This is a genomic window from Acetobacter oryzifermentans (assembly GCF_001628715.1).
Lineage (GTDB): Bacteria > Pseudomonadota > Alphaproteobacteria > Acetobacterales > Acetobacteraceae > Acetobacter > Acetobacter oryzifermentans.
On record NZ_CP011120.1, the window covers coordinates 2325921 to 2343764 of the forward strand.

16 protein-coding genes and 1 tRNA gene are annotated in these 17844 nt (G+C 56.0%); 8 read left to right on the forward strand and 9 right to left on the reverse strand.

Features of this window, described 5'->3' with window-relative positions:
- Positions 1 to 60 precede the first annotated feature (60 nt).
- The gene (gene cysG, locus WG31_RS10995) at positions 61 to 1464 is read right to left on the reverse strand and encodes a siroheme synthase CysG (protein WP_063354544.1); all 1404 of its coding nucleotides are present in this window, start codon (positions 1462 to 1464) and stop codon (positions 61 to 63) included.
- 406 nt (positions 1465 to 1870) lie between these two features.
- Here cysG and WG31_RS11000 point away from each other — a divergent pair.
- From WG31_RS11000 to WG31_RS11015, 4 genes are all read left to right on the forward strand, one after another.
- Positions 1871 to 1946, forward strand: a tRNA-Glu gene (locus WG31_RS11000).
- A 95-nt stretch (positions 1947 to 2041) separates the two neighbouring features.
- Positions 2042 to 3226 (forward strand): tyrosine-type recombinase/integrase, encoded by a 1185-nt coding sequence (locus tag WG31_RS11005; protein WP_082786083.1) that lies wholly within the window; start codon positions 2042 to 2044, stop codon positions 3224 to 3226.
- Positions 3227 to 3407: 181 nt separating this feature from the next.
- Positions 3408 to 3782: a helix-turn-helix transcriptional regulator gene (locus tag WG31_RS15575; protein ID WP_052944628.1), complete on the forward strand. Its 375-nt coding sequence runs from the start codon at positions 3408 to 3410 to the stop codon at positions 3780 to 3782.
- A gap of 893 nt (positions 3783 to 4675) precedes the next feature.
- Entirely contained in the window at positions 4676 to 5566 is an 891-nt protein-coding gene (locus tag WG31_RS11015) for a 3'-5' exonuclease (protein WP_006560305.1), read from the forward strand.
- A gap of 135 nt (positions 5567 to 5701) precedes the next feature.
- Here WG31_RS11015 and WG31_RS11020 read toward each other — a convergent pair whose 3' ends face one another.
- A complete protein-coding gene (locus WG31_RS11020) occupies positions 5702 to 7126 on the reverse strand; it encodes a DHA2 family efflux MFS transporter permease subunit (protein ID WP_048837087.1) in 1425 nt (474 codons plus the stop codon).
- 48 nt (positions 7127 to 7174) lie between these two features.
- The gene (locus tag WG31_RS11025; protein ID WP_063354546.1) at positions 7175 to 7741 is read right to left on the reverse strand and encodes a hydrolase; all 567 of its coding nucleotides are present in this window, start codon (positions 7739 to 7741) and stop codon (positions 7175 to 7177) included.
- A 108-nt stretch (positions 7742 to 7849) separates the two neighbouring features.
- On the opposite strand from WG31_RS11025, the gene WG31_RS11030 reads away from it, so the two are divergent.
- Both WG31_RS11030 and WG31_RS11040 read left to right on the forward strand, forming a co-directional pair.
- Positions 7850 to 8509, forward strand: a complete 660-nt coding sequence (locus WG31_RS11030) for a TetR/AcrR family transcriptional regulator (protein ID WP_063354547.1) — start codon at positions 7850 to 7852, stop codon at positions 8507 to 8509.
- A gap of 684 nt (positions 8510 to 9193) precedes the next feature.
- Complete coding sequence (locus WG31_RS11040) at positions 9194 to 9676, forward strand: Hsp20 family protein (protein WP_063354962.1); 483 nt, start codon at positions 9194 to 9196, stop codon at positions 9674 to 9676.
- A 465-nt stretch (positions 9677 to 10141) separates the two neighbouring features.
- Here the strand turns inward: WG31_RS11040 and WG31_RS11050 are convergent, their stop codons facing one another.
- The 5 genes from WG31_RS11050 to WG31_RS11085 all read right to left on the reverse strand — a co-directional run bounded on the left by WG31_RS11050 (position 10142) and on the right by WG31_RS11085 (position 14839).
- On the reverse strand, positions 10142 to 10699 hold the full coding sequence (locus WG31_RS11050) for a phosphate-starvation-inducible PsiE family protein (protein WP_063354549.1): 558 nt from the start codon (positions 10697 to 10699) through the stop codon (positions 10142 to 10144).
- A gap of 144 nt (positions 10700 to 10843) precedes the next feature.
- A complete protein-coding gene (locus WG31_RS11055) occupies positions 10844 to 11110 on the reverse strand; it encodes a hypothetical protein (protein ID WP_244896452.1) in 267 nt (88 codons plus the stop codon).
- Positions 11111 to 11139: 29 nt separating this feature from the next.
- Entirely contained in the window at positions 11140 to 11490 is a 351-nt protein-coding gene (locus WG31_RS16095) for a hypothetical protein (protein WP_231888574.1), read from the reverse strand.
- A gap of 1027 nt (positions 11491 to 12517) precedes the next feature.
- Positions 12518 to 13093 (reverse strand): hypothetical protein, encoded by a 576-nt coding sequence (locus tag WG31_RS11070; RefSeq protein ID WP_061487160.1) that lies wholly within the window; start codon positions 13091 to 13093, stop codon positions 12518 to 12520.
- A 1281-nt stretch (positions 13094 to 14374) separates the two neighbouring features.
- Positions 14375 to 14839, reverse strand: a complete 465-nt coding sequence (locus tag WG31_RS11085; protein WP_063354553.1) for an Lrp/AsnC family transcriptional regulator — start codon at positions 14837 to 14839, stop codon at positions 14375 to 14377.
- A gap of 192 nt (positions 14840 to 15031) precedes the next feature.
- On the opposite strand from WG31_RS11085, the gene WG31_RS11090 reads away from it, so the two are divergent.
- Positions 15032 to 16045: a 1-aminocyclopropane-1-carboxylate deaminase gene (locus WG31_RS11090; protein ID WP_410367591.1), complete on the forward strand. Its 1014-nt coding sequence runs from the start codon at positions 15032 to 15034 to the stop codon at positions 16043 to 16045.
- A gap of 169 nt (positions 16046 to 16214) precedes the next feature.
- Here WG31_RS11090 and WG31_RS11095 read toward each other — a convergent pair whose 3' ends face one another.
- Positions 16215 to 16688: an Lrp/AsnC family transcriptional regulator gene (locus tag WG31_RS11095; protein ID WP_456303827.1), complete on the reverse strand. Its 474-nt coding sequence runs from the start codon at positions 16686 to 16688 to the stop codon at positions 16215 to 16217.
- 144 nt (positions 16689 to 16832) lie between these two features.
- Between WG31_RS11095 and WG31_RS11100 the strand changes: the two genes are divergently transcribed.
- The gene (locus WG31_RS11100; RefSeq protein WP_082823204.1) at positions 16833 to 17825 is read left to right on the forward strand and encodes a DMT family transporter; all 993 of its coding nucleotides are present in this window, start codon (positions 16833 to 16835) and stop codon (positions 17823 to 17825) included.
- Positions 17826 to 17844 lie beyond the last annotated feature (19 nt).

Sequence of the window (17844 nt, forward strand, 5' to 3'; positions counted from 1 at the left end):
TTTTTTAAATCGGCTGGCAAAGGTGCCGCAAATATCAACGGCTTGATCTTGTATCTTAAATTAATAACGCGGTGAGATCACACGATGGCGTACAACCTCTCCAACAATCACCAGTGCCGGACTTTGTATCTGCTGTTCGGCCACCAGTGCTGGTAGGGTCGCTAATGTGCCCTCGCATACTCTCTGCTCTGGCAAAGTACCTTTTTCCACAACAGCGACAGGCCAGTTTTCAGGCAATCCGTGCTTAACAAGCTGGGCACAAAGCTGAGAAAGCATTGTCAGCCCCATATAAATCACCACTGTCTGATTTTTAAGAGCAATGGTTTCCCATTCCAGATTCAGCACGCCGTCTGCACGTGCATGTCCCGTAATAAACAGGCATGCCTGCGCGCAATCACGATGTGTAAGTGGAATACCAGCATATGCCGCACATCCATTGGCAGCAGAAATACCCGGAATAATCCGGAACGGTACACCGGCCTCTACCAATGTTTCCAGTTCTTCGCCGCCTCGGCCAAATATAAAAGGATCTCCGCCTTTCAGACGCAAAACCCGCTGGCCAGCCTGTGCACGCCGCACCAATTCATGATTAATGTCTTCCTGCGGCAATGTATGACGATTGCGCTTTTTTCCTACAAAAACACGTTCGGCATCTCGCCGCACATAATTCAAAATTTCTGGGCCAACCAGATTGTCATACAGAATAACGTCCGCATCCTGCATAAACCGTAAAGCTGCCAGAGTTAGCAAATCAGGATTACCCGGCCCTGCCCCAACCAACCAGACCTCACCGCGGGCAGCGTTCCCCTCTTCCAGTTCCTGCAGGCTGCGTGTGGCTTCAACCGTATTGCCTGCCAAAGCAACGCATGCACCTTCTCCATCCAGAAAACGTTCCCACAACTGCCGGCGTGCCGAAGTATCAGGGATACGCTGGCGCAATTCATCCCGCATAGTGGACATAAAATCTGCCAGACGGTGCAGACCTTCTGGCAGAACACGCTCCACCATTGTTCTTAACCTACGGGCAAGAACGGGAGCGGCTCCTCCAGTAGAAATAGCAACCTGCACTTTCCCTCGTGTGACCAATGCAGGCGTAATAAATGTGGAAATAGCCGGATCATCCACGGCGCAAACTGGCACATTCTCCGCTTTGCATAGAGTGGCAAGTGCTTGGTTCAGATCTCGATCATTGGTTGCCAGATAAACCAGACGACAGCCAGCAAGGCGCGGCTGCAAATCCTGTGCAGATGTATCCTGTGGAAAATGGTGTATGGTGCCTTTATCCACCATCCGTTCAAGTTCGGAACACAAGGAAGCCGAAAGCACCTCAACCCGCGCACCTGTGGATACAAGAAGCTGCACCTTGCTAGCGGCAACATTTCCGCCACCCACAACAAGAACCCGCTCGCCTTCCATGCGAAACACGACGGGAAACCAACCTGTATTTTCTGACAAACCTTGCATAGCGCCTCTGCAAGCAGGCTTCTGCTCTAGATGCAAGAGCCCAAACACCTCAAACGCGAAAAAGATTTCCAGACCCTACCTTTATGGGCAAAAAGCCGCCTGTTTAATGTATGAAAATTACTGACATAAATTGGAACGCACCTATTCAATATTTGGAAAAGTTATATTCTCTGAAGCTCGGTGTTGACCCAGCTTACCAACTTCACCCTTGCTACATGACCTTTATGAACCTTCCCTATTATTATCATATGCTTTTGGATGTTTGCGTTAGTTCTCACCTGTAATTGGCCGTATTCTGCCAAAAATCAAACGTTTGCCTGCGTTTTTCCACCAAATACGTATACACTCCAAAAGAATCTGCTTGTGCTGAAGATATTTTTCTCGTAGGAAGCCGCATCAGCCTCTTGTCCCGTTCGTCTAGAGGCCTAGGACACCGCCCTTTCACGGCGGCAACACGGGTTCGAATCCCGTACGGGACGCCATTGTTTTCATTGGCTTTTTTGGCGAAACTCTTCCAAAAAATATTAGTTTTTGCACCATTTTTGCACCATCGCGAGGAACGTCGTAGTATCTTCTCATGGTGGAAGATATCAACACGCCGGCAGGTGATGTCATGAGCGGGCGTACAGATCCCGCCACAGGCAAGGCTTTACCGCGCGGCGTAAGCTATCGTGGCCCCAGGCAATACATGACCCGTAAGGTGGTCGATGGCCGCCGGGTGCAGCAGACTTTCTCCACTGCGGCACAGGCCCGACGCTGGCTCAATGAAACAGCCGCCAAAGCAGAGCTTGGCCAGTTCACAGATACACGCCCTCTCGACAAGATGACGATTGGCACACTTGTTGAACGGTATCGCGATGAGTGCATGGCCGATCGGAAAGCCGACCGGATCGGGCATATCCCAGCCATCCTGCGCGACACCGCACTGTCTTCGGTACGGTTATCGAAATTCTCAGCCGCAGACGTCCGTGGCTTCCGTGAACGCATGACCGCAACCGGATATGCAGCTGCAACTGTGGTGAAACGCCTTAATCTTTTGGCCTCTATTCTTCAGCATGCCATCTCGGAATGGGATATCGCCATCGTCAATCATGCGTCTGGCCGCGTTGTAAAACGACCAGAGGGGGCTGACAAAAAACGTAACCGCCGTCTCAAGGAAAATCGGGACTCTTCCCTCCCTGGAGAATTTGAACGCCTGATTGAAGCCGTCAGCGCCTCCCCTCACCCGGATGATGTCTGGCTTGTGCGATGGTCGATCGAGCAGGGCACACGCCGGGGCGAAGCCCTCCAGCTTCGCTGGGGCGATATTGACCTTCAGCGTCGCACCCTGAAGCTGGGCGGCGAAAGCGGAAAGACCAAGACGCATCGCCATCAGGAAGAGCACGGGCCAGAGATACGCCCCCTCACGCCTGGCGCACGTCGCCTCCTGATCGAGAAGCTTGCAACGCTTCCGCATCAGCCCAAACCAACACAGCGCCTCTTTGATGTCGGGACTGAAGCAGCGTTCAGTGTTCGATATGGCCGTATGGTACGAGATGCCGGACTGAAAGATCTGACCTTTCACGACCTGAGACATGAAGCAACCAGCCGGTTAGCAAAATTGCTACCCAATCCGCTCGACCTCAAACGCGTGACCGGTCATCGCGATCTGAAATCACTGGATCGCTATTACCAGCCCGTTCCTGAAGACATCAGTCGTCAGATTGAGGAGGCTGAACGTGTGTTAGGTATGCTGTCAGAAGAGAAACCGCTGAAGGACTGAGGTCTCTTCATCTCCTGTCAGATCCCCATCACTTCATCAGAAAATGAAATGAAAGATCAGAGAAAGAATTTTCTTTCTCTGATCTCTCGTCCTGTGCTATCAGGTTTTCACGGATTAACGCCGTTCTTCTCCCCCAAAAAAACAATCTGAAATCTTGTATCTTTTGGGGAGTCCTGCATCCTTGGCCCAATCACCCGTCACGCCTAAAGTTTTGCGCTATCGCGATGCCGCAACCTATCTGGGCATTAGCCATGGTCGATTACGGAATCTGGTGAGCGAGGGACGTGGTCCAGCTTCCGTAACCTATGGCAAACGGGACAGGGCTTTTCCAATTGCCGCTCTGGATGCGTTTATCGACCAGCGGACAACTGGCTATCAACCCGCTACGCCAGAACCCGTCACGGTCAAACGTCGACCAGGCCGACCCCGCAAGACCGAACAACGCAGTCAGAAACAGATGGCGCATTGGACCGCAGTCATGATGGCACTGTTCATGACCTATCTTCTCTGGGCCTATGGTTTTCTTGGTCTTGCAACAGGTTTCATGACAAACTGAGAACCATTAAAGAAACAGCACTCCTCGCTTTTGCCCGCGAGAAAACAAGCCTGTCATATCCGGAAGGTTCTGTTCGCTCTCTGGGTACAATACAGATGCATCAGATATTCTGACGATCACCAAAATGTACACTGAAGATAACTTCCGCTTACGTCTCTACGGAATTCAGAAACACCGGCCTCTCTTTCTTCATTGAAGTGCCTATCTCCAATTTCGGGGTACGGGAGCCAATTTTGACCTGACCTTTTCCCAACATAAACGGCACCTGAACAAGCCAACGCAGGTCACCCTTCATTCCTTTCGCCATCTGGTTTCAACAACGCTCAGAAATCAGGAAAGTCACATTCGAGAGCTTTGGCTTCATGACCTGTTAGGCCGTGAAGCCACCCATAACAGCCAGGACACAACCCAAAGAAAGATTCACCTTCGCTCAACCGAACACCTCTTTCCAATCAATGTATGACAGGAAATCGGTCACTTAATTCAAGGCCCAACAGCGTGACGTCGGCACATTCTGATCTGTCTGGGGATTAGGTGCAGTTAACACACACAACACCGTCTGCTTACGCCCTTCTATTGTTAAAAGAACCCCTTGCCCCGAATAGTCCGTCGTGCTGATGACCTTGAAGCCCTTGTTCAATAACTCGGTCAAAGACATCGGGAGCGGTTTCAACATCGTGGGAACCGCTAAAGGACTATAGGGAGATTTCACACCTGATTGTGGCAACCAGTCCCCCGATGACTGGGCAAAACAACCAACAGGCCCTAAAAGACCAAGAGCTGTCGCGAGGATAAAACTGGCTTTTCGCATGAGACTTTTCCCTTCTAATGCTACCATAGCCTGTAACGGACTGTCTCCTGTCTATCATACCAGACTGTAAGGGAGAACTTCTGTGAAACACGCGCCTTTGGAAGCCCAAGCACGCACCTTGGAAGCCACGGGCGCTTACCGGGTCTTACGTCGTATCGCGCCCCTTCCGCTTGAGACGCAGGGGCCACGTGATCACACCCGTATAGGCCTTTTTCTGGATCTGGAAACGACCGGCCTCGACCCGGCCTGTCATGAAATCATCGAATTCGGGATGGTGCCGTTTGTCTATACGCTGGATGGCCGCATTCTCGGCACCTTACCAGCCTTCAATCGTCTGAGAGAGCCTTCCCACCCTATCCCTCCCGAAATAACCGCCCTCACCGGCATCACACAGGAGATGGTTGCAGGTAAAACCATAGCCCCTGAAGAGGTCGCCCAGTTCGCGACGCAGGCAGCCCTCATCGTTGCCCATAATGCCAGATTTGACAGGCTGTTTGCCGAACGCTTCTGGGAGGGGTTTTCCACAGTGCCCTGGGCCTGCTCCATGGAAGATGTGCCCTGGCAGGCAGAAGGCTTTGAAGGGCGCAGCCTTGGCTATCTCGTCATGCAGGCCGGATGGTTTTTTGATGGACACCGGGCCGCCGATGATTGTCTGGCTGGTGTTACCCTGCTCACCACACGTCTGCCTAAAACACAGACCCCAGCCCTCTCCGCCCTGCTTCAGGAAGCGCGGCAACCCCGCTGGCAGATCTGGGCAGAAAATGCGCCTTTTGATCTCAAAGAGAAACTCAAGGCCCGTGGCTACCGCTGGAATGACGGCACCGATGGTCGCCCCAAAGCGTGGTTTACGGAAGTGCCACAAGCCCAAAAAGAAGACGAACTGCATTTCCTGAAAACGGAAATCTATCTTCGTGAGGTCGCTCTACTCACCCGTGAAATTACCGCATGGGATCGTTTCTCACACCGCGCCTGAAACACACCTTTCCATTCTCATCCTCCCTTACTCTTCGGCATGACAACAGCAGACTGACGGCAATCGCCCTCAAAGCAGAAAAATTCAGCAGAGCTTGCCTGAATTTGTTTTTTTTGGTGACCGCTCAAAGTACAGTCACGTCGAAGGTTGTCGAGGTTCGCGGCTATTTTCTGGGTGGTTGATGAAGCGCGTCGTGAGCAGCAGAACGCCATGAAATAACGCGAGCACTCCAAATGCTTCCGCAAAAGCCTCTGATGGGATATGAGACGGACCGGTTGTCGCGAGCCGCCATCCAAGGAATGTGGCGCACACCGTGGTCAACGTCGGCCCCCCGATCCTTTGCATGATGTTCAGCGCGGTCGTTGCCATGGGAATATCGTCCCGAGCGATCGACGCATACCCCGCGCTCATCGCCGGAATGCCCACGGCTCCTCCGCCACCACCGCGCAGAAGCAGGGCGACGCTCAGCAGGGCAACGTTCAGACCGCTATAGGCAAGCACCACCAAAATCACTGTTCCGACCAACGAGATAAGAGCCCCGCAACCGGTCAGATCGCGCGCGTCAAACCGGTCACTCAGACGCCCAATGAGCGGATAGACGCACATCATCCCCAGACCCAGGGGTGCCATGAACAGGCCCGTCCGCTCGGGCGAGACACCGCAGGCGTGGATCAGCCATATGGGTAGAAGCATCTGACCAGCGAACGATACCCCGTTCGTCAGAAACATGATGATCGCCGACACCGAAAAGGCAGGCGCACGCAGCAGGCGCAGGTCGATCAGCGCGTCATCACCCTTGCGTCGCGCGGATCGGACATACAGGACGAACAGCACGAGGGACGCGCCTAAGGTCGCCTGTCCATAAGGCCGGGCGACATGATCCATGCCGTAAAGAAACGAGACGAGAGCGGGCGCGAGAAATCCTAGCCCTGTCAGGTCAAGTGGACGGAAACGCTCGTCATGTCGATCGTCAGGGAGAAACAGAACGGCAAGGGCAAAAGCCGCAAGCCCGACCGGCACATTGAGAAGAAAGATCCATCGCCAGGACGCGACGGAGAGAATGGCACCGGCGACGACGGGTCCAAGAAGCGGCGCGAGCAGAACAGGTGCCGTCATCGCGCTCGCGACCCTCGGCATCTGTCGGCCCGCCACACGAGCTACCGTCATCTGCGCCATAGGGGCGAGCAGTCCGCCCGCCATGCCTTGCAGCAGCCGGAATACGATCAGGGACGGCGCAGACCACGCTAGTGCGCACAGGCCTGATGTCAGCGTGAAGGCACCGAAGCACCATAAATAGACCGCTCGCCCCCCGAGGCGGCTTACGAGCCATCCATTCAGTGGCAACGTCAGGGCGAGCGCCAGCAGATAGCCGCTGACCACCCATTGAATGTGTGAAAACGGAGCGTGCAGGGTCGCGACGAGATCTGGTAGCGACACATTGACGATCGTGGCGTCCAGTTGCGCCATGAAAGATCCGACCGCCGCGACGCTCACGATTTTCCAGGTGCCCGGAGGCAGTTGATCCGGGTCTAAGGCTGGCAACGACGTTCTGGCGTTCATGAATGATCTCGCGGGAAACCGTGAGACGCGCAGACATGAGCCATGCGTTTACGCATCCAGCGCGATCGCGTCGCTCGTCGTCACCCGGCCAAGACGGGGAAAAATCTCTTCGCAGGCAAAGCGCTGCATCTCTTCGGTGAATGTGGACATGACATCCTCGACGAGCACGACGTTATATCCGTGCTCATGCGCCGCTCTGGCGGTAGATTCCACACCCAGATTGGTGGCGATTCCACCGACCACGATGGTCGTGATCCCGCGTCGCCGCAGTTGGAGGTCAAGATCCGTGCCGTAGAAGGCACCCCATTGCCGTTTCGTGATACGCAGATCATTCGGTCCGGCGAGCCCGTCAACCAGTTCGGTCCAGTCGGGAGCAAAGCCTCCGGGCGGCGAAAAGGAGCGATCGACGACCGCATGCACCGCGTCCGCGAAATCGGGCGCGAACGCGACATTCACCAGAATGACGGGAGCACCGGCGGCCCGGAAACGCGCCGCGAGTTCTTTCGATCGTTCGACGATCGTGGCCCCCGGTATCGGGGCCAAAGGCAGTCCCGTGATTCCCTTCTGGAGATCGATCAGGACGAGGGCCGTCCGGGTGGGCGGAAGTGAAATCATGGCGTGAGCTTCCCTGTTGACGTTCGCGCGACCGTCCCGAAGCGTTGTCCAGACCGCACGGAACCGTTAGAAGTTGAGCATATACTCAAACAGGAGCATTATTTGAGGATGGACTCAAATACGTCAAGAGCAAAACGGACACCTCTTCAGCCGCTACGCTCGGCCGGACGCCAGCGCGTCGAGGAACTGCTCGCGGCTGCGTCCGACCTGATGGCGGAACGCGGTTACGAGGCGACGACCATGGCGGAGATCGCCGCGCGCGCCGGGGCGAAGATCGGCTCGCTCTATCGCTTCTTTCCGAACAAGGAGGCTGTGGCGGACGCTCTGGTGCAGCGGCATATCGCCATTCTGGAAGACGAATACGCAGCACTTGCCAAACGTGCGGCCACGCTTTCGCCGGAAGCGTTGGCGGATATCCTGATCGAACTGCTTGTCACGCTTCATCCGCGTGTGAAATCGCTGTCCGCCCTGATGGAGGCGCGGACTGACAAGATGGAGATCCGCGACCGCGCGCGAGGTCATGCCGTGGCCGGAATTGCGGCGGCTCTGCGCGTGTGTGCGCCGGGACTGGATGAGGCGCTGGCGAAAGACATCGCGGCGGTCGTTCTGAACACCATGAAAGTCTTGCGCGGCATGCTCGCGAACGACGCGCCCACGACGTCGGGCGCGCCCGATGAGTTGCGGCGGATGAACCGACTTTATCTTTCCGACAGGCTGGCGCCGTTCCGGCGCGGTTCAGACAGCGCAACGGATGGAAAGACACGCTAAATGCGAACCGGAGACGAAGCCACACTCTCCCGGTGTGATGCGTCCTTCGACTGACGGCGCGAGAGATCGGCCGCACTTGCGAAGTGCGAGATGCGCAGCGGCGGCTTCCGCCTCATCCCGGACATACAAGCCCCCATTCGCCAAGCTCCTAAGCGGACAGTCCGCAATCACCATGAGCTGATGGAGTTTCCTCCCACCCGAGTGCATTCTCCGCTCGGCTGCATAAGAGCAGCCCCTTCTGAGAACGTATCATAGAACAAGACATGTCAGATGGGGTGGAAGGCCTCCTTGCGGCATTGATGTGCCATACCGGCGGTTGATAAACCTTCTGAAGGAGACCGCCCACCCCAACTGACAGCTAGCGGCGCGACCACGACTGGTGGTGGAACGACAATTGGTGGTCCAGCATAAATCCACGGCCAGGCCTCCGCCGGAGCGGCACTCAGCATGGTCGCGGCGAATGCCGCGGCTAGCAACTTCCATCCGATGCTATCAGGCATTGTTCTGGTCCACTCTGAACACGCGAACGATTGAGGACGCCCAAACCTGCCTTTCTGCATTTTTGATACCTCTTGACACCATGCACGGAGTGCCCAGATTGAATCTGCCGGCCGCCAAAGGGGTCGGCAGACAGAACTATCAGTTTTGATCTTGTGTCCATGTTGCTCAAAGGAGGATATGGCTATGAGAGCCACCGTTGATTTTGCTCCCCTGTTCCGTTCGAGCGTGGGTTTTGACAGAATGCTCAACGCCCTTGATCTCGCCAGCCGGATTCCAGCGGTCGATAACTGGCCGCCTTACGATATCGTCAAGACCGGTGAGGATGATTACCGGATCGACATGGCGGTTGCCGGACTTGCCGAGGCCGACCTTACGATCACACAGGAGCGCAATACTCTTGTCGTGACAGGACGAAAGGCGCCGGAGCCGCAAAGCGCCGCCGAATATCTCCATCGGGGTATTGCGGGCAGAGAATTCGAACGCCGCTTCGATCTGGCCGAGCATATGAAAGTCACCGATGCGCACTTCGAGAACGGACTTCTGTCCATTACTCTGAAACGTGAGATACCCGAAGCGATGAAGCCGCGTCGTATCGCGATTACGTCCTCTACAACCCGTGCGGAGGAAGCCGTACCCCAGATCGAGGCGCGGAAAGAGGCAGCCTGATGGCGTGACGAAAACTCTCCCCCGGCCATTCATCCGGCCGGGAAAGAATCTCGAAAGGTCATGAGCATGAAGAGGATGAAAATATTTCTGTCGTGCGCTGCTCTGGGCTTGTCTCTACTGAGCCAGTCGGGCGCACATGCTGGTGATATTGTCCGGACGGCTGCAACATCGTTCAATGCGAGGGCGACTGAGGGCACGTCCACAATCCCCAAAACCGGGGCTCGCACTCATTACGAAGACGGCACGGGTGATATGCTGGTCGACAGCTTGAACGCAAGCCAGTTGGATCAGAACTACAAGGGGCCGGTCTATTATCCCGGACAACCCATTCCGCCGTTCCGGCCCATCGACACAGATCATCTGGCACCGTCAGGGCCAGAGACGCCGGAGAAGACGTCCTCATCGCACGGGAGGTAGTGGGGATTGAGTAAAGGCGGCGTTATAGACCGCCTTTACCTCGATTCTTCAGGATGAAGACCGTTCAGGCTCACAGCGGGCCGCAGGATTATCTTCGAGATGCGCCTGTTCCCTGGCATCGCGCGCGACACGCGCATCCTGCTCGCGGACCAGCCAGTAGACGACGCCCAGCGCCAGAACAGCCGCCGAGAGAGCGAACAGTTCCATGGCAGTCACATCATGCATATCCAGCAGGATGAATTTGCGGGCAATCGCCAGGAGGGCGATCAGGACGATGGTCCGTACCCGGATGACGTTCTCATGCTGGGCAAGAACGACCAGCAGGGAGTGTTTGAACTCAAGCGCGATGATAACAGTAAAGATCGCGCCAAAAATCGCCTGGAAGATCGTCTGGTTGATCGGATCGATTCCGACATCGACGACCAGATGCCATACCGCGCTGATCAGATGAATCGTCGCGATAGCGGTGACCAGCATGATGAGCGCAATCAGGGTCAGAATGATCGCCTGTTCAAAACGCTCGTAGAATGTCAGGCCCCTGAACAGCTTGATGAAGCGGGACCAGTCCCTGCTCTGCCAGGAACGTTTCATGGAGAGGTCTTCCATAGCCGTTTTCCCATCTATGAATTGGGTTATAGTTCCTACGTCGTGGCCCTTCCGGCGTACATCCGGTTCAAAGCCGCTGCCAGCGTGGCAGGCGACAAGACAATGTTCGGGCAAGGTCTCGCACGCCTTTTGGCAAGGCCAATGTCAGCTGGTTTTCGAGGTCTCCCAACAACTAGCCAAGGCCTTAGCCATGTGCGTGCGGTCAGCGACAGGCAGGAGTTTTTGGACCACGGCGACGGCCGTCGCTTCCGGGTCTGGCGCGGTTCTCCAGCGAGATACCAAGTGGTAAATCAGATGGTCAGCCGCCCGACGCATGAGGCCGTTATATCCCTGGTTTTTTTCTTGGTCGCCGAGATAGTCGGCCAGCAGGACCGCCAGCTCTGTACCGATCTGAACGGTCGGAAGCGACATAATTCTGTTTGGCCTGTCCGTGTGAAGAGTCATGATGCAGTCCTCAGGCCGGGGCGTGTGTCGCCCGATGTCAGAGCCGTCGCATCCAGAGGGCTGACGCTCAAGCCCGAAACAGTGGCGGTGACGTCGACATGCACGGACCCGAACAGATGCAGGAGGGCGGCCTGAGGCGTATAGGCGCCCTTGACGGCTGCCGAGGTCCGGCCGTCCATAAGGATTGGGTCGACAAGGACCGGGCACCCGGTCTGCCGGCCCAATATCTCGATGGCGCGGGCCAGTGGCATGGATGGAATGTTCACCGGCTGCTTTTCTGTCTCGCACGACAGCACATCATGCGGCGCATGAGCCGATGCCTGCGAGGCCATTCCGACCAGCAGCATGAGGACGAGACCCACAGCGACGTGTGGTCTCTCCCTCTGCCGAAGGCGCCGAGGTTGTTTGGCCGTCTGTTCCGCTCGCTCCGTCTCTCCGGCGGAATGCGACCAAACTGGCCTCATTGTCCCCAGTGAACGGGGCACGGGGGGATGGTTATTCCAATAGTGCTGAAGCGCCTTCAGGTTGAGAAAATGGATAAAACTCGACATCTCCCTGTTCTTGCTGCTTTTGATTTCATCTTCAGAGACGCGGGGCCTCCGATGCAAGGCCCCGCTCCACCCTCTCATTCGTGCGGTCGTTCCAGAAAAGATGGTGCTTCCGCTCGGAGAAGGCGTTTCTGATCTACCCGGCGCGGTCAGTGCCTTACGCCGCGACCGGAACTGGCGGTACGGCTCTTGCCCGCATGGGGAGACGGAACGCGAGATCAGAAGCCAGGGGATCACACCCGGCAGGGGCGACCGCGCCCGCCTGGACCAGGCGTTCCAGCGTGGAGCGAAGTCTGATCCCCGGTATACCGGTATGGGCCACCAGAGACGTCAGCGTCACGCCACGTCCGTCATGACCGAGGCGGCGGAGCACGGAGAGGACACGCGGAGCGAGCGGATCGTCTCCGAAAAGGGGGCGCGTTACCATGATACGCCTCCCTCCAGTCGGTTGCGCCATCTCCGGGCGGCTGTACGCAAGGAGCGGCGATAGCGGGAATAAAGTCCTTTCAGTGTCGACATCCACATCCTCCGATTAAAGCAACATGGACTTCAGTTGTCTGGCTCACAGAGCCTATGCCGGACCCGATGGCTTCCAGCGAAAGCAAGATTGGAAGAGATGCTTGCCTCGTCAAGGGGCACGAAATGCAGATCCTTTTTCATGGATAATTTTATTATTTATATTTGTATTTATTTTTTGTGGCGGTGTTGCGGACGGAAATTACAGGGGTTTTGTTGATATTCGTTAAACATCATGGCGATGATCACAGAAAATCAATATATTTTCCTTCTATGATGGTGGCCCGGGGTTTTCCCGCCACCACCTGTTTTAGAGAGCGCTTCCAGCGCGTCCGTTTGTCGGGACTTCCATCCGCGTCTCGACGGCGGGCGTCAGAGCCGTGGAAACAGTCTTTTGACCTCCGGGATTGTCAACTGCCGTCGGCGCGGGGAGCGTCGCACAGGACTTGCTTCCGGTGCGTGACACATGAACGATTGGCGCCGCCTGACCGTTTGATGTGATCGTGATCGTCTGCGTACAGGCGGTGGGTCCACCGGTGCTGACCGCCTCGAAACGCTGCCAGGACATGCTCTGTTTCGGGAGGTCATGACCAACAGCCGGAACAGCGCGCAGGACGCCGTCCAGCCGCGAGCCCAATGTCCGATCGACCGCCTCCATGAGAGCCATATTGCGTGCCATCATGCGATCAACGGCCTCGAACATGATGTCGATATCAGGCATTGCCGCTGTCGTTGCGATGCCCTGGACCGGGACCAGGATACCGACCTGGTGTCCCCGTGCATCAACGACGCGCAACGTATCCTGAGCCTGCGCAGGCAGGGCAGCCGCGCCGCAGGCCAGTGTTGCAACAAAGGTGCCGGCCTGAATCATACGAGAAAAATGCATTTTGGAATCCTCCGTGTCTGTTAAGCAGTGTCGGACGACGGCAGGAATATGGGCTGGGTAAATAGCGCCAGCAAGAGGTGGAGGAAGACTACATTGATAGTCTGATCCGGATATGAGCGTGTATAGGCGTCCACACCAGAGGGATCCGGATCGGTCCACACCGTCTCGTCGCATTCGCAGTCCGGGCTACCGACCCTTCGGCTTGCGGCCGCCACAGACGACGTCATCACCGCGCGCTCCACACCACTCGGATCGCCGCACGCAGCACCCGTCGCCCTCTTCTCGATGGCCAGCCTATAAAGACGGGCAACGTCGAGCACATGCGCTGCAGGCCAGAAATTGCTCCCATCTCCCACATAGGCGCGGGTCCCATTTGCACGAAAAATCTCGATCAGCGGTGTGATGAGCCCCTGCTTTGCCCTCTCGTGAACCTGGGGAAGCCGCACCACCGAAGCGCGGATAGAGACGATATGCGCGATCGTGCAGTGGCAATGTCAGTAACGTTTTGGTCTGCCACGTCCTTGGCTGATTGAGTTTTCGCATGTGCAGCATGGACGGATCTCAGGTATTACGGCGACCAATTCTCCAATGTGGATGGTCGTTGTCAGGGAGTCCAGCCAGATCAGGATCGATCATCTCACGATCCGCAACCCGGCCTCGTGCAGCAGACTGTCTCGATGACCGATCCCGTTTCTCCAGTAACATCAACGACCCCGCATATTCATGATGTGACCATAACAGATCTGACTGCGATAAATGCCAAGACAGCCGGCGTTGGGTTAGGTTTGCCCGAGGCAGCGATTGAGGGGATGACCTTGAGACATGTTCGGTTATCGGCCCAGAAAGGCCTTCAGCTTAGTCATGTTAGCGGACGTTCCTTTGGAGGCACGCTCACAGTCCAGACGCCTCCACTTCTTCAGTGTGGATCTGCTGTGCACATGGAGGGATCAGGCCTGTGCTGTCCGGATGAGAGAAGCGTTCATGAATGGGTTTTTACTCGACATAATTGACCGTCTGTCGACTCAGAAAAAACAAAGCAGACAGGCGGCAGTCGCCTACATCCCCGACATTTCATGCATTCGGAAATAATCCGCTTTGCGGACATAGGTCGCCCAGACGTCTGATGCTCTGAACGCCAATCGAAAGATGATTTTTGAAAGAATGGAGGAGAGACAAGTTACCAGTCGGAGGCAGGTCTGCCACCATATCGTCCCATGCCGACGGAGGCGCTGCAGACTGAGCATAGGTATAAGGCAGCGGTTCCTGACCGGCGCGCCCCGCTCAGAGCGGTAGAGGTCGCCCATCCACGACCTCCTTCATGACGAAGAATGTTCGTGTCTGACGTACGCCAGGCAGGGCGATAAGGCGGCTGGCGTGAAACCGGTTGAAATCCGCCATGTCCTTTACCCTGATTTTGAGAAAATAATCGAAATCCCCGGCCACAAGATAACAGTCCAGGATCGTCCTGATGTTGTGTACGGCCTGTTCGAACAGGCCGAAGCTGTCCGGTGTCGAGCGATCAAGAACGACGCCGACGAGAGCCAGCGTACCAAAACTGAGTTCTGCCGGCTCAAGCTGTGCGCGGACATCGCGCACGTAACCCTCTGTCATGAGGCGCTGGACACGGCGATGGCATGTTGCAGCGCTTATATTCGCCTCCTGAGCCAGTTCTGCATTGGCCATCCGGCCGTTCTTCTGGAGCAGGCGCAGCAGGGATACGTCGATTCGATCTAGGTTTTCTGACATGGAAGAATCTTCCAGATTGGTTATGTACGGTGACGTGTAACATACAATGTTAATGAAAATAGAGAAAGGACACAGTATTTTCGACATCCAATAAGGAAGCACCTTTCATGAGGAATATGGGATAGTGCGGACGTCACCTCAGGGGCCGTCCAGTCAGCGGGACCGCCCTTTTCATTACGGAGCCCGCCCATGCTGAAGCTCGACCGTTACGAACGCTATCCCCTGACTTTTGGCCCGACACCGATCGAGCACCTGTCGCGCCTGTCGGATTTTCTTGGTGGTGATGTGAACATCTACGCCAAGCGCGAAGACTGTAATTCGGGTCTGGCGATGGGTGGCAACAAGCTGCGCAAGCTCGAATATATCGTGCCCGACGCGCTCGCCTCGGGTGCCGATACGCTAGTCTCCATTGGTGGCGTACAGTCTAACCATACCCGGCTGGTAGCGGCTGTGGCAGCAAAGATCGGCATGAAATGTCATGTGATCCAGGAAAGCTGGGTGCCGCACGATGACGCCGTCTATGACCGCGTCGGCAACATTCTCATGACACGGCTGATGGGTGCCAATTCCCAGCTTGTCGATGAAGGGTTCGACGTGGGCATCCGCGATAGCTGGCTGAACGCGATGGAAGAGGTCAAGGCGAAGGGCGGCAAGCCTTACGCGATCCCGGCTGGAGCATCCGTCCATAAATACGGCGGTCTTGGATATGTCGGGTTTGCCGAAGAAGTGCGCGCCCAGGAAGCGGAAATGGGCATGAAGTTCGACTTCATCGTCGTCTGCACGGTTACCGGTTCGACACATGCTGGCATGGTCGTCGGGTTTGCCGACGATGGCCGGGCGCGCCAAGTCATCGGCATCGACGGTTCATTCACCCCCAAACCGGTCAAGGCGCAGGTGCTCGATATTGCGCAAAAGACCTCGGCTCTGGTCGATGGCCCTGCCATTGCCGGCGACGACATCATCTTGATGGAAGATTATGCCTACCCCGCATACGGCGTGCCTTCAAAAGAAACCGTCGAGGCCATGCGCATTGCCGCGCGGACCGAAGCGATGATTACGGATCCCGTGTACGAGGGCAAATCCATTCAGGGTCTGATCGACCTCGTGAAGAAAGGCTTCTTTCCCAAGGGCTCGAATGTTCTTTACGCCCATCTTGGCGGTGCGCCAGCGATCAACGGGTACAGCTACACCTTCCGCAACGGCTGAACACAAACAAGACAAGACGCACCGTGCAGAGTCGCACGGCGCGTCTTGTACGAATTGCGTCGGAGACACGAAGGTCACCTGAAGACCTATCCCGATCACAATACGTCAAACGAACCGCGATCTTCCCCTGATAAGCCATTATCAGGGGGTTTTATCTGGCCTTTTCTTTTTATCGTTCCAGATGCTTCACAGGCAGCGCAGTCGTATATTTAACCTGATTCAACGCGAAATTTGATCTGATGCTTGATATACCGGGGATCTGCGTAAGAACCTCCAGCATGAATTCCTGATAGCGAGGAAGATCTTCAATGACGACGCGAAGAAGAAAATCGGCTTCTCCCGTCATGAGATAACATTCCATCACTTCCGGCCGCGCCTGAACCGCCGAAATAAAGACTTCCAGTGACTGTTTGTCCTGTTGTTGCAGAGAGACATGGACAAAAACATTCATGGCGAGACCGAGTTTGAGCGGATCGACCAGCAGCACGGTTCGCTTGAACACGCCCTGCGCTTTCATCTCCGCAACCCGACGCCAGCATGGCGACGGAGACAGGCCAACACTTTCAGCGAGGTCGGCATTACTGATCTCTGCATTGTCCTGAAGGGCCTCAAGAATCTTGAGGCTCGCGGCATCGAAACTCACGGACTGCATAGGAATAATTTTTCTCTAAAGCGGTGAAATAGGGTATTCTATACCTAATGAGAGCAAATATCAGGTAACTTGGAACGGATTTTCCCACCGAAATCAATACAATGCGCTTTACCATTTCTATCATGAGATAGCGCCATGAATTCAAAATCGGACCGGCCATCAAGAACTCATCAGCCTGCCGCTGTCGGCGTGGCAACATTTGTCTGGCTGGGCGTTATGGTTCTGCTCTGGGGCGCGAGCTGGCCCGTGACAAAACTGGCGCTTGCAACGGTGTCGCCCCTGTGGCTGGCCGCAATCCGCTTTGGAAGCGCCGCCATCTGTCTGTTCGGCTTCGTCTGGTGGAAAGGCCAGCTTTGCCGTCCACCTGTGGGCGACTGGTCGATCGTGGCCTCGATGGGCATGTTGCAGATGATGGCCTTTACGGGGCTGGGCATGATTGCAATGACCAGAACCGACACCAGTCACGCGGTCTTGCTGGCCTACACGACCCCATTATGGGGCGTTCTGGTATCGTGGCTTGCGCTTCGACAGACGCCGACCCGTGTGCAGCTTCTGGCATTATTTGTGGGTTTGTCGGGGACAGCGCTGATCTGCTCCCCCCTGGAAATGGACTGGCACGCACCGGGAACGCTCATGGGCAGCATCTTTCTGCTAATCGGCGCGGTTGCCTGGGCCGTTACGATCTTTCATATCCGCCATCATCGCTGGCACACGTCTCCCTTGGCTCTCGCACCGTGGCAGATGCTTCTGGCGACCATTTTTCTGACGGCTCTCGCCTGGACCGTGGAAGGTGCGCCTCGATGGGGTGCTACAGACTGGCACCTGCTGGGCATGCTCTTCTTTATCGGCCCGGTGGCAACATCAGTGTGCTTTGTCATTTCGGCTGAATATGGACGAAGAATATCAGTGTTCGCGATGTCCAATTTTACATTGGGCGTCCCTCTGATCGGTATCGTGACGTCCTTTCTTTTCCTTGGAAACCACCTCACGGGACTGTTCCTGACCGGTTTGACGCTTGTCTTCTTCGGAGCCGTCCTGGCAGCGGCGGCAGGCGGCCCGCTGCCTGCTTTCCGGTTTCTTCAGAGAGGGAAATGCGAGAAGGAAACAATCTCGCCAGTGTCAGGCTGATGCTCATCGGAGACCCGCA

Coding starts and splice junctions, on each gene's coding strand:
- cysG (WP_063354544.1), bottom strand. CDS start 1,464: ATGCAAGGTTTGTCAGAAAATACAGGTTGGTTTCCCGTCGTGTTTCGC.
- WG31_RS11005 (WP_082786083.1), top strand. CDS start 2,042: ATGGTGGAAGATATCAACACGCCGGCAGGTGATGTCATGAGCGGGCGT.
- WG31_RS11020 (WP_048837087.1), bottom strand. CDS start 7,126: ATGAACGCCAGAACGTCGTTGCCAGCCTTAGACCCGGATCAACTGCCT.
- WG31_RS11025 (WP_063354546.1), bottom strand. CDS start 7,741: ATGATTTCACTTCCGCCCACCCGGACGGCCCTCGTCCTGATCGATCTC.
- WG31_RS11030 (WP_063354547.1), top strand. CDS start 7,850: ATGGACTCAAATACGTCAAGAGCAAAACGGACACCTCTTCAGCCGCTA.
- WG31_RS11040 (WP_063354962.1), top strand. CDS start 9,194: ATGAGAGCCACCGTTGATTTTGCTCCCCTGTTCCGTTCGAGCGTGGGT.
- WG31_RS11050 (WP_063354549.1), bottom strand. CDS start 10,699: ATGGAAGACCTCTCCATGAAACGTTCCTGGCAGAGCAGGGACTGGTCC.
- WG31_RS11055 (WP_244896452.1), bottom strand. CDS start 11,110: ATGTCGCTTCCGACCGTTCAGATCGGTACAGAGCTGGCGGTCCTGCTG.
- WG31_RS16095 (WP_231888574.1), bottom strand. CDS start 11,490: ATGCTGCTGGTCGGAATGGCCTCGCAGGCATCGGCTCATGCGCCGCAT.
- WG31_RS11070 (WP_061487160.1), bottom strand. CDS start 13,093: ATGCATTTTTCTCGTATGATTCAGGCCGGCACCTTTGTTGCAACACTG.
- WG31_RS11085 (WP_063354553.1), bottom strand. CDS start 14,839: ATGTCAGAAAACCTAGATCGAATCGACGTATCCCTGCTGCGCCTGCTC.
- WG31_RS11100 (WP_082823204.1), top strand. CDS start 16,833: ATGAATTCAAAATCGGACCGGCCATCAAGAACTCATCAGCCTGCCGCT.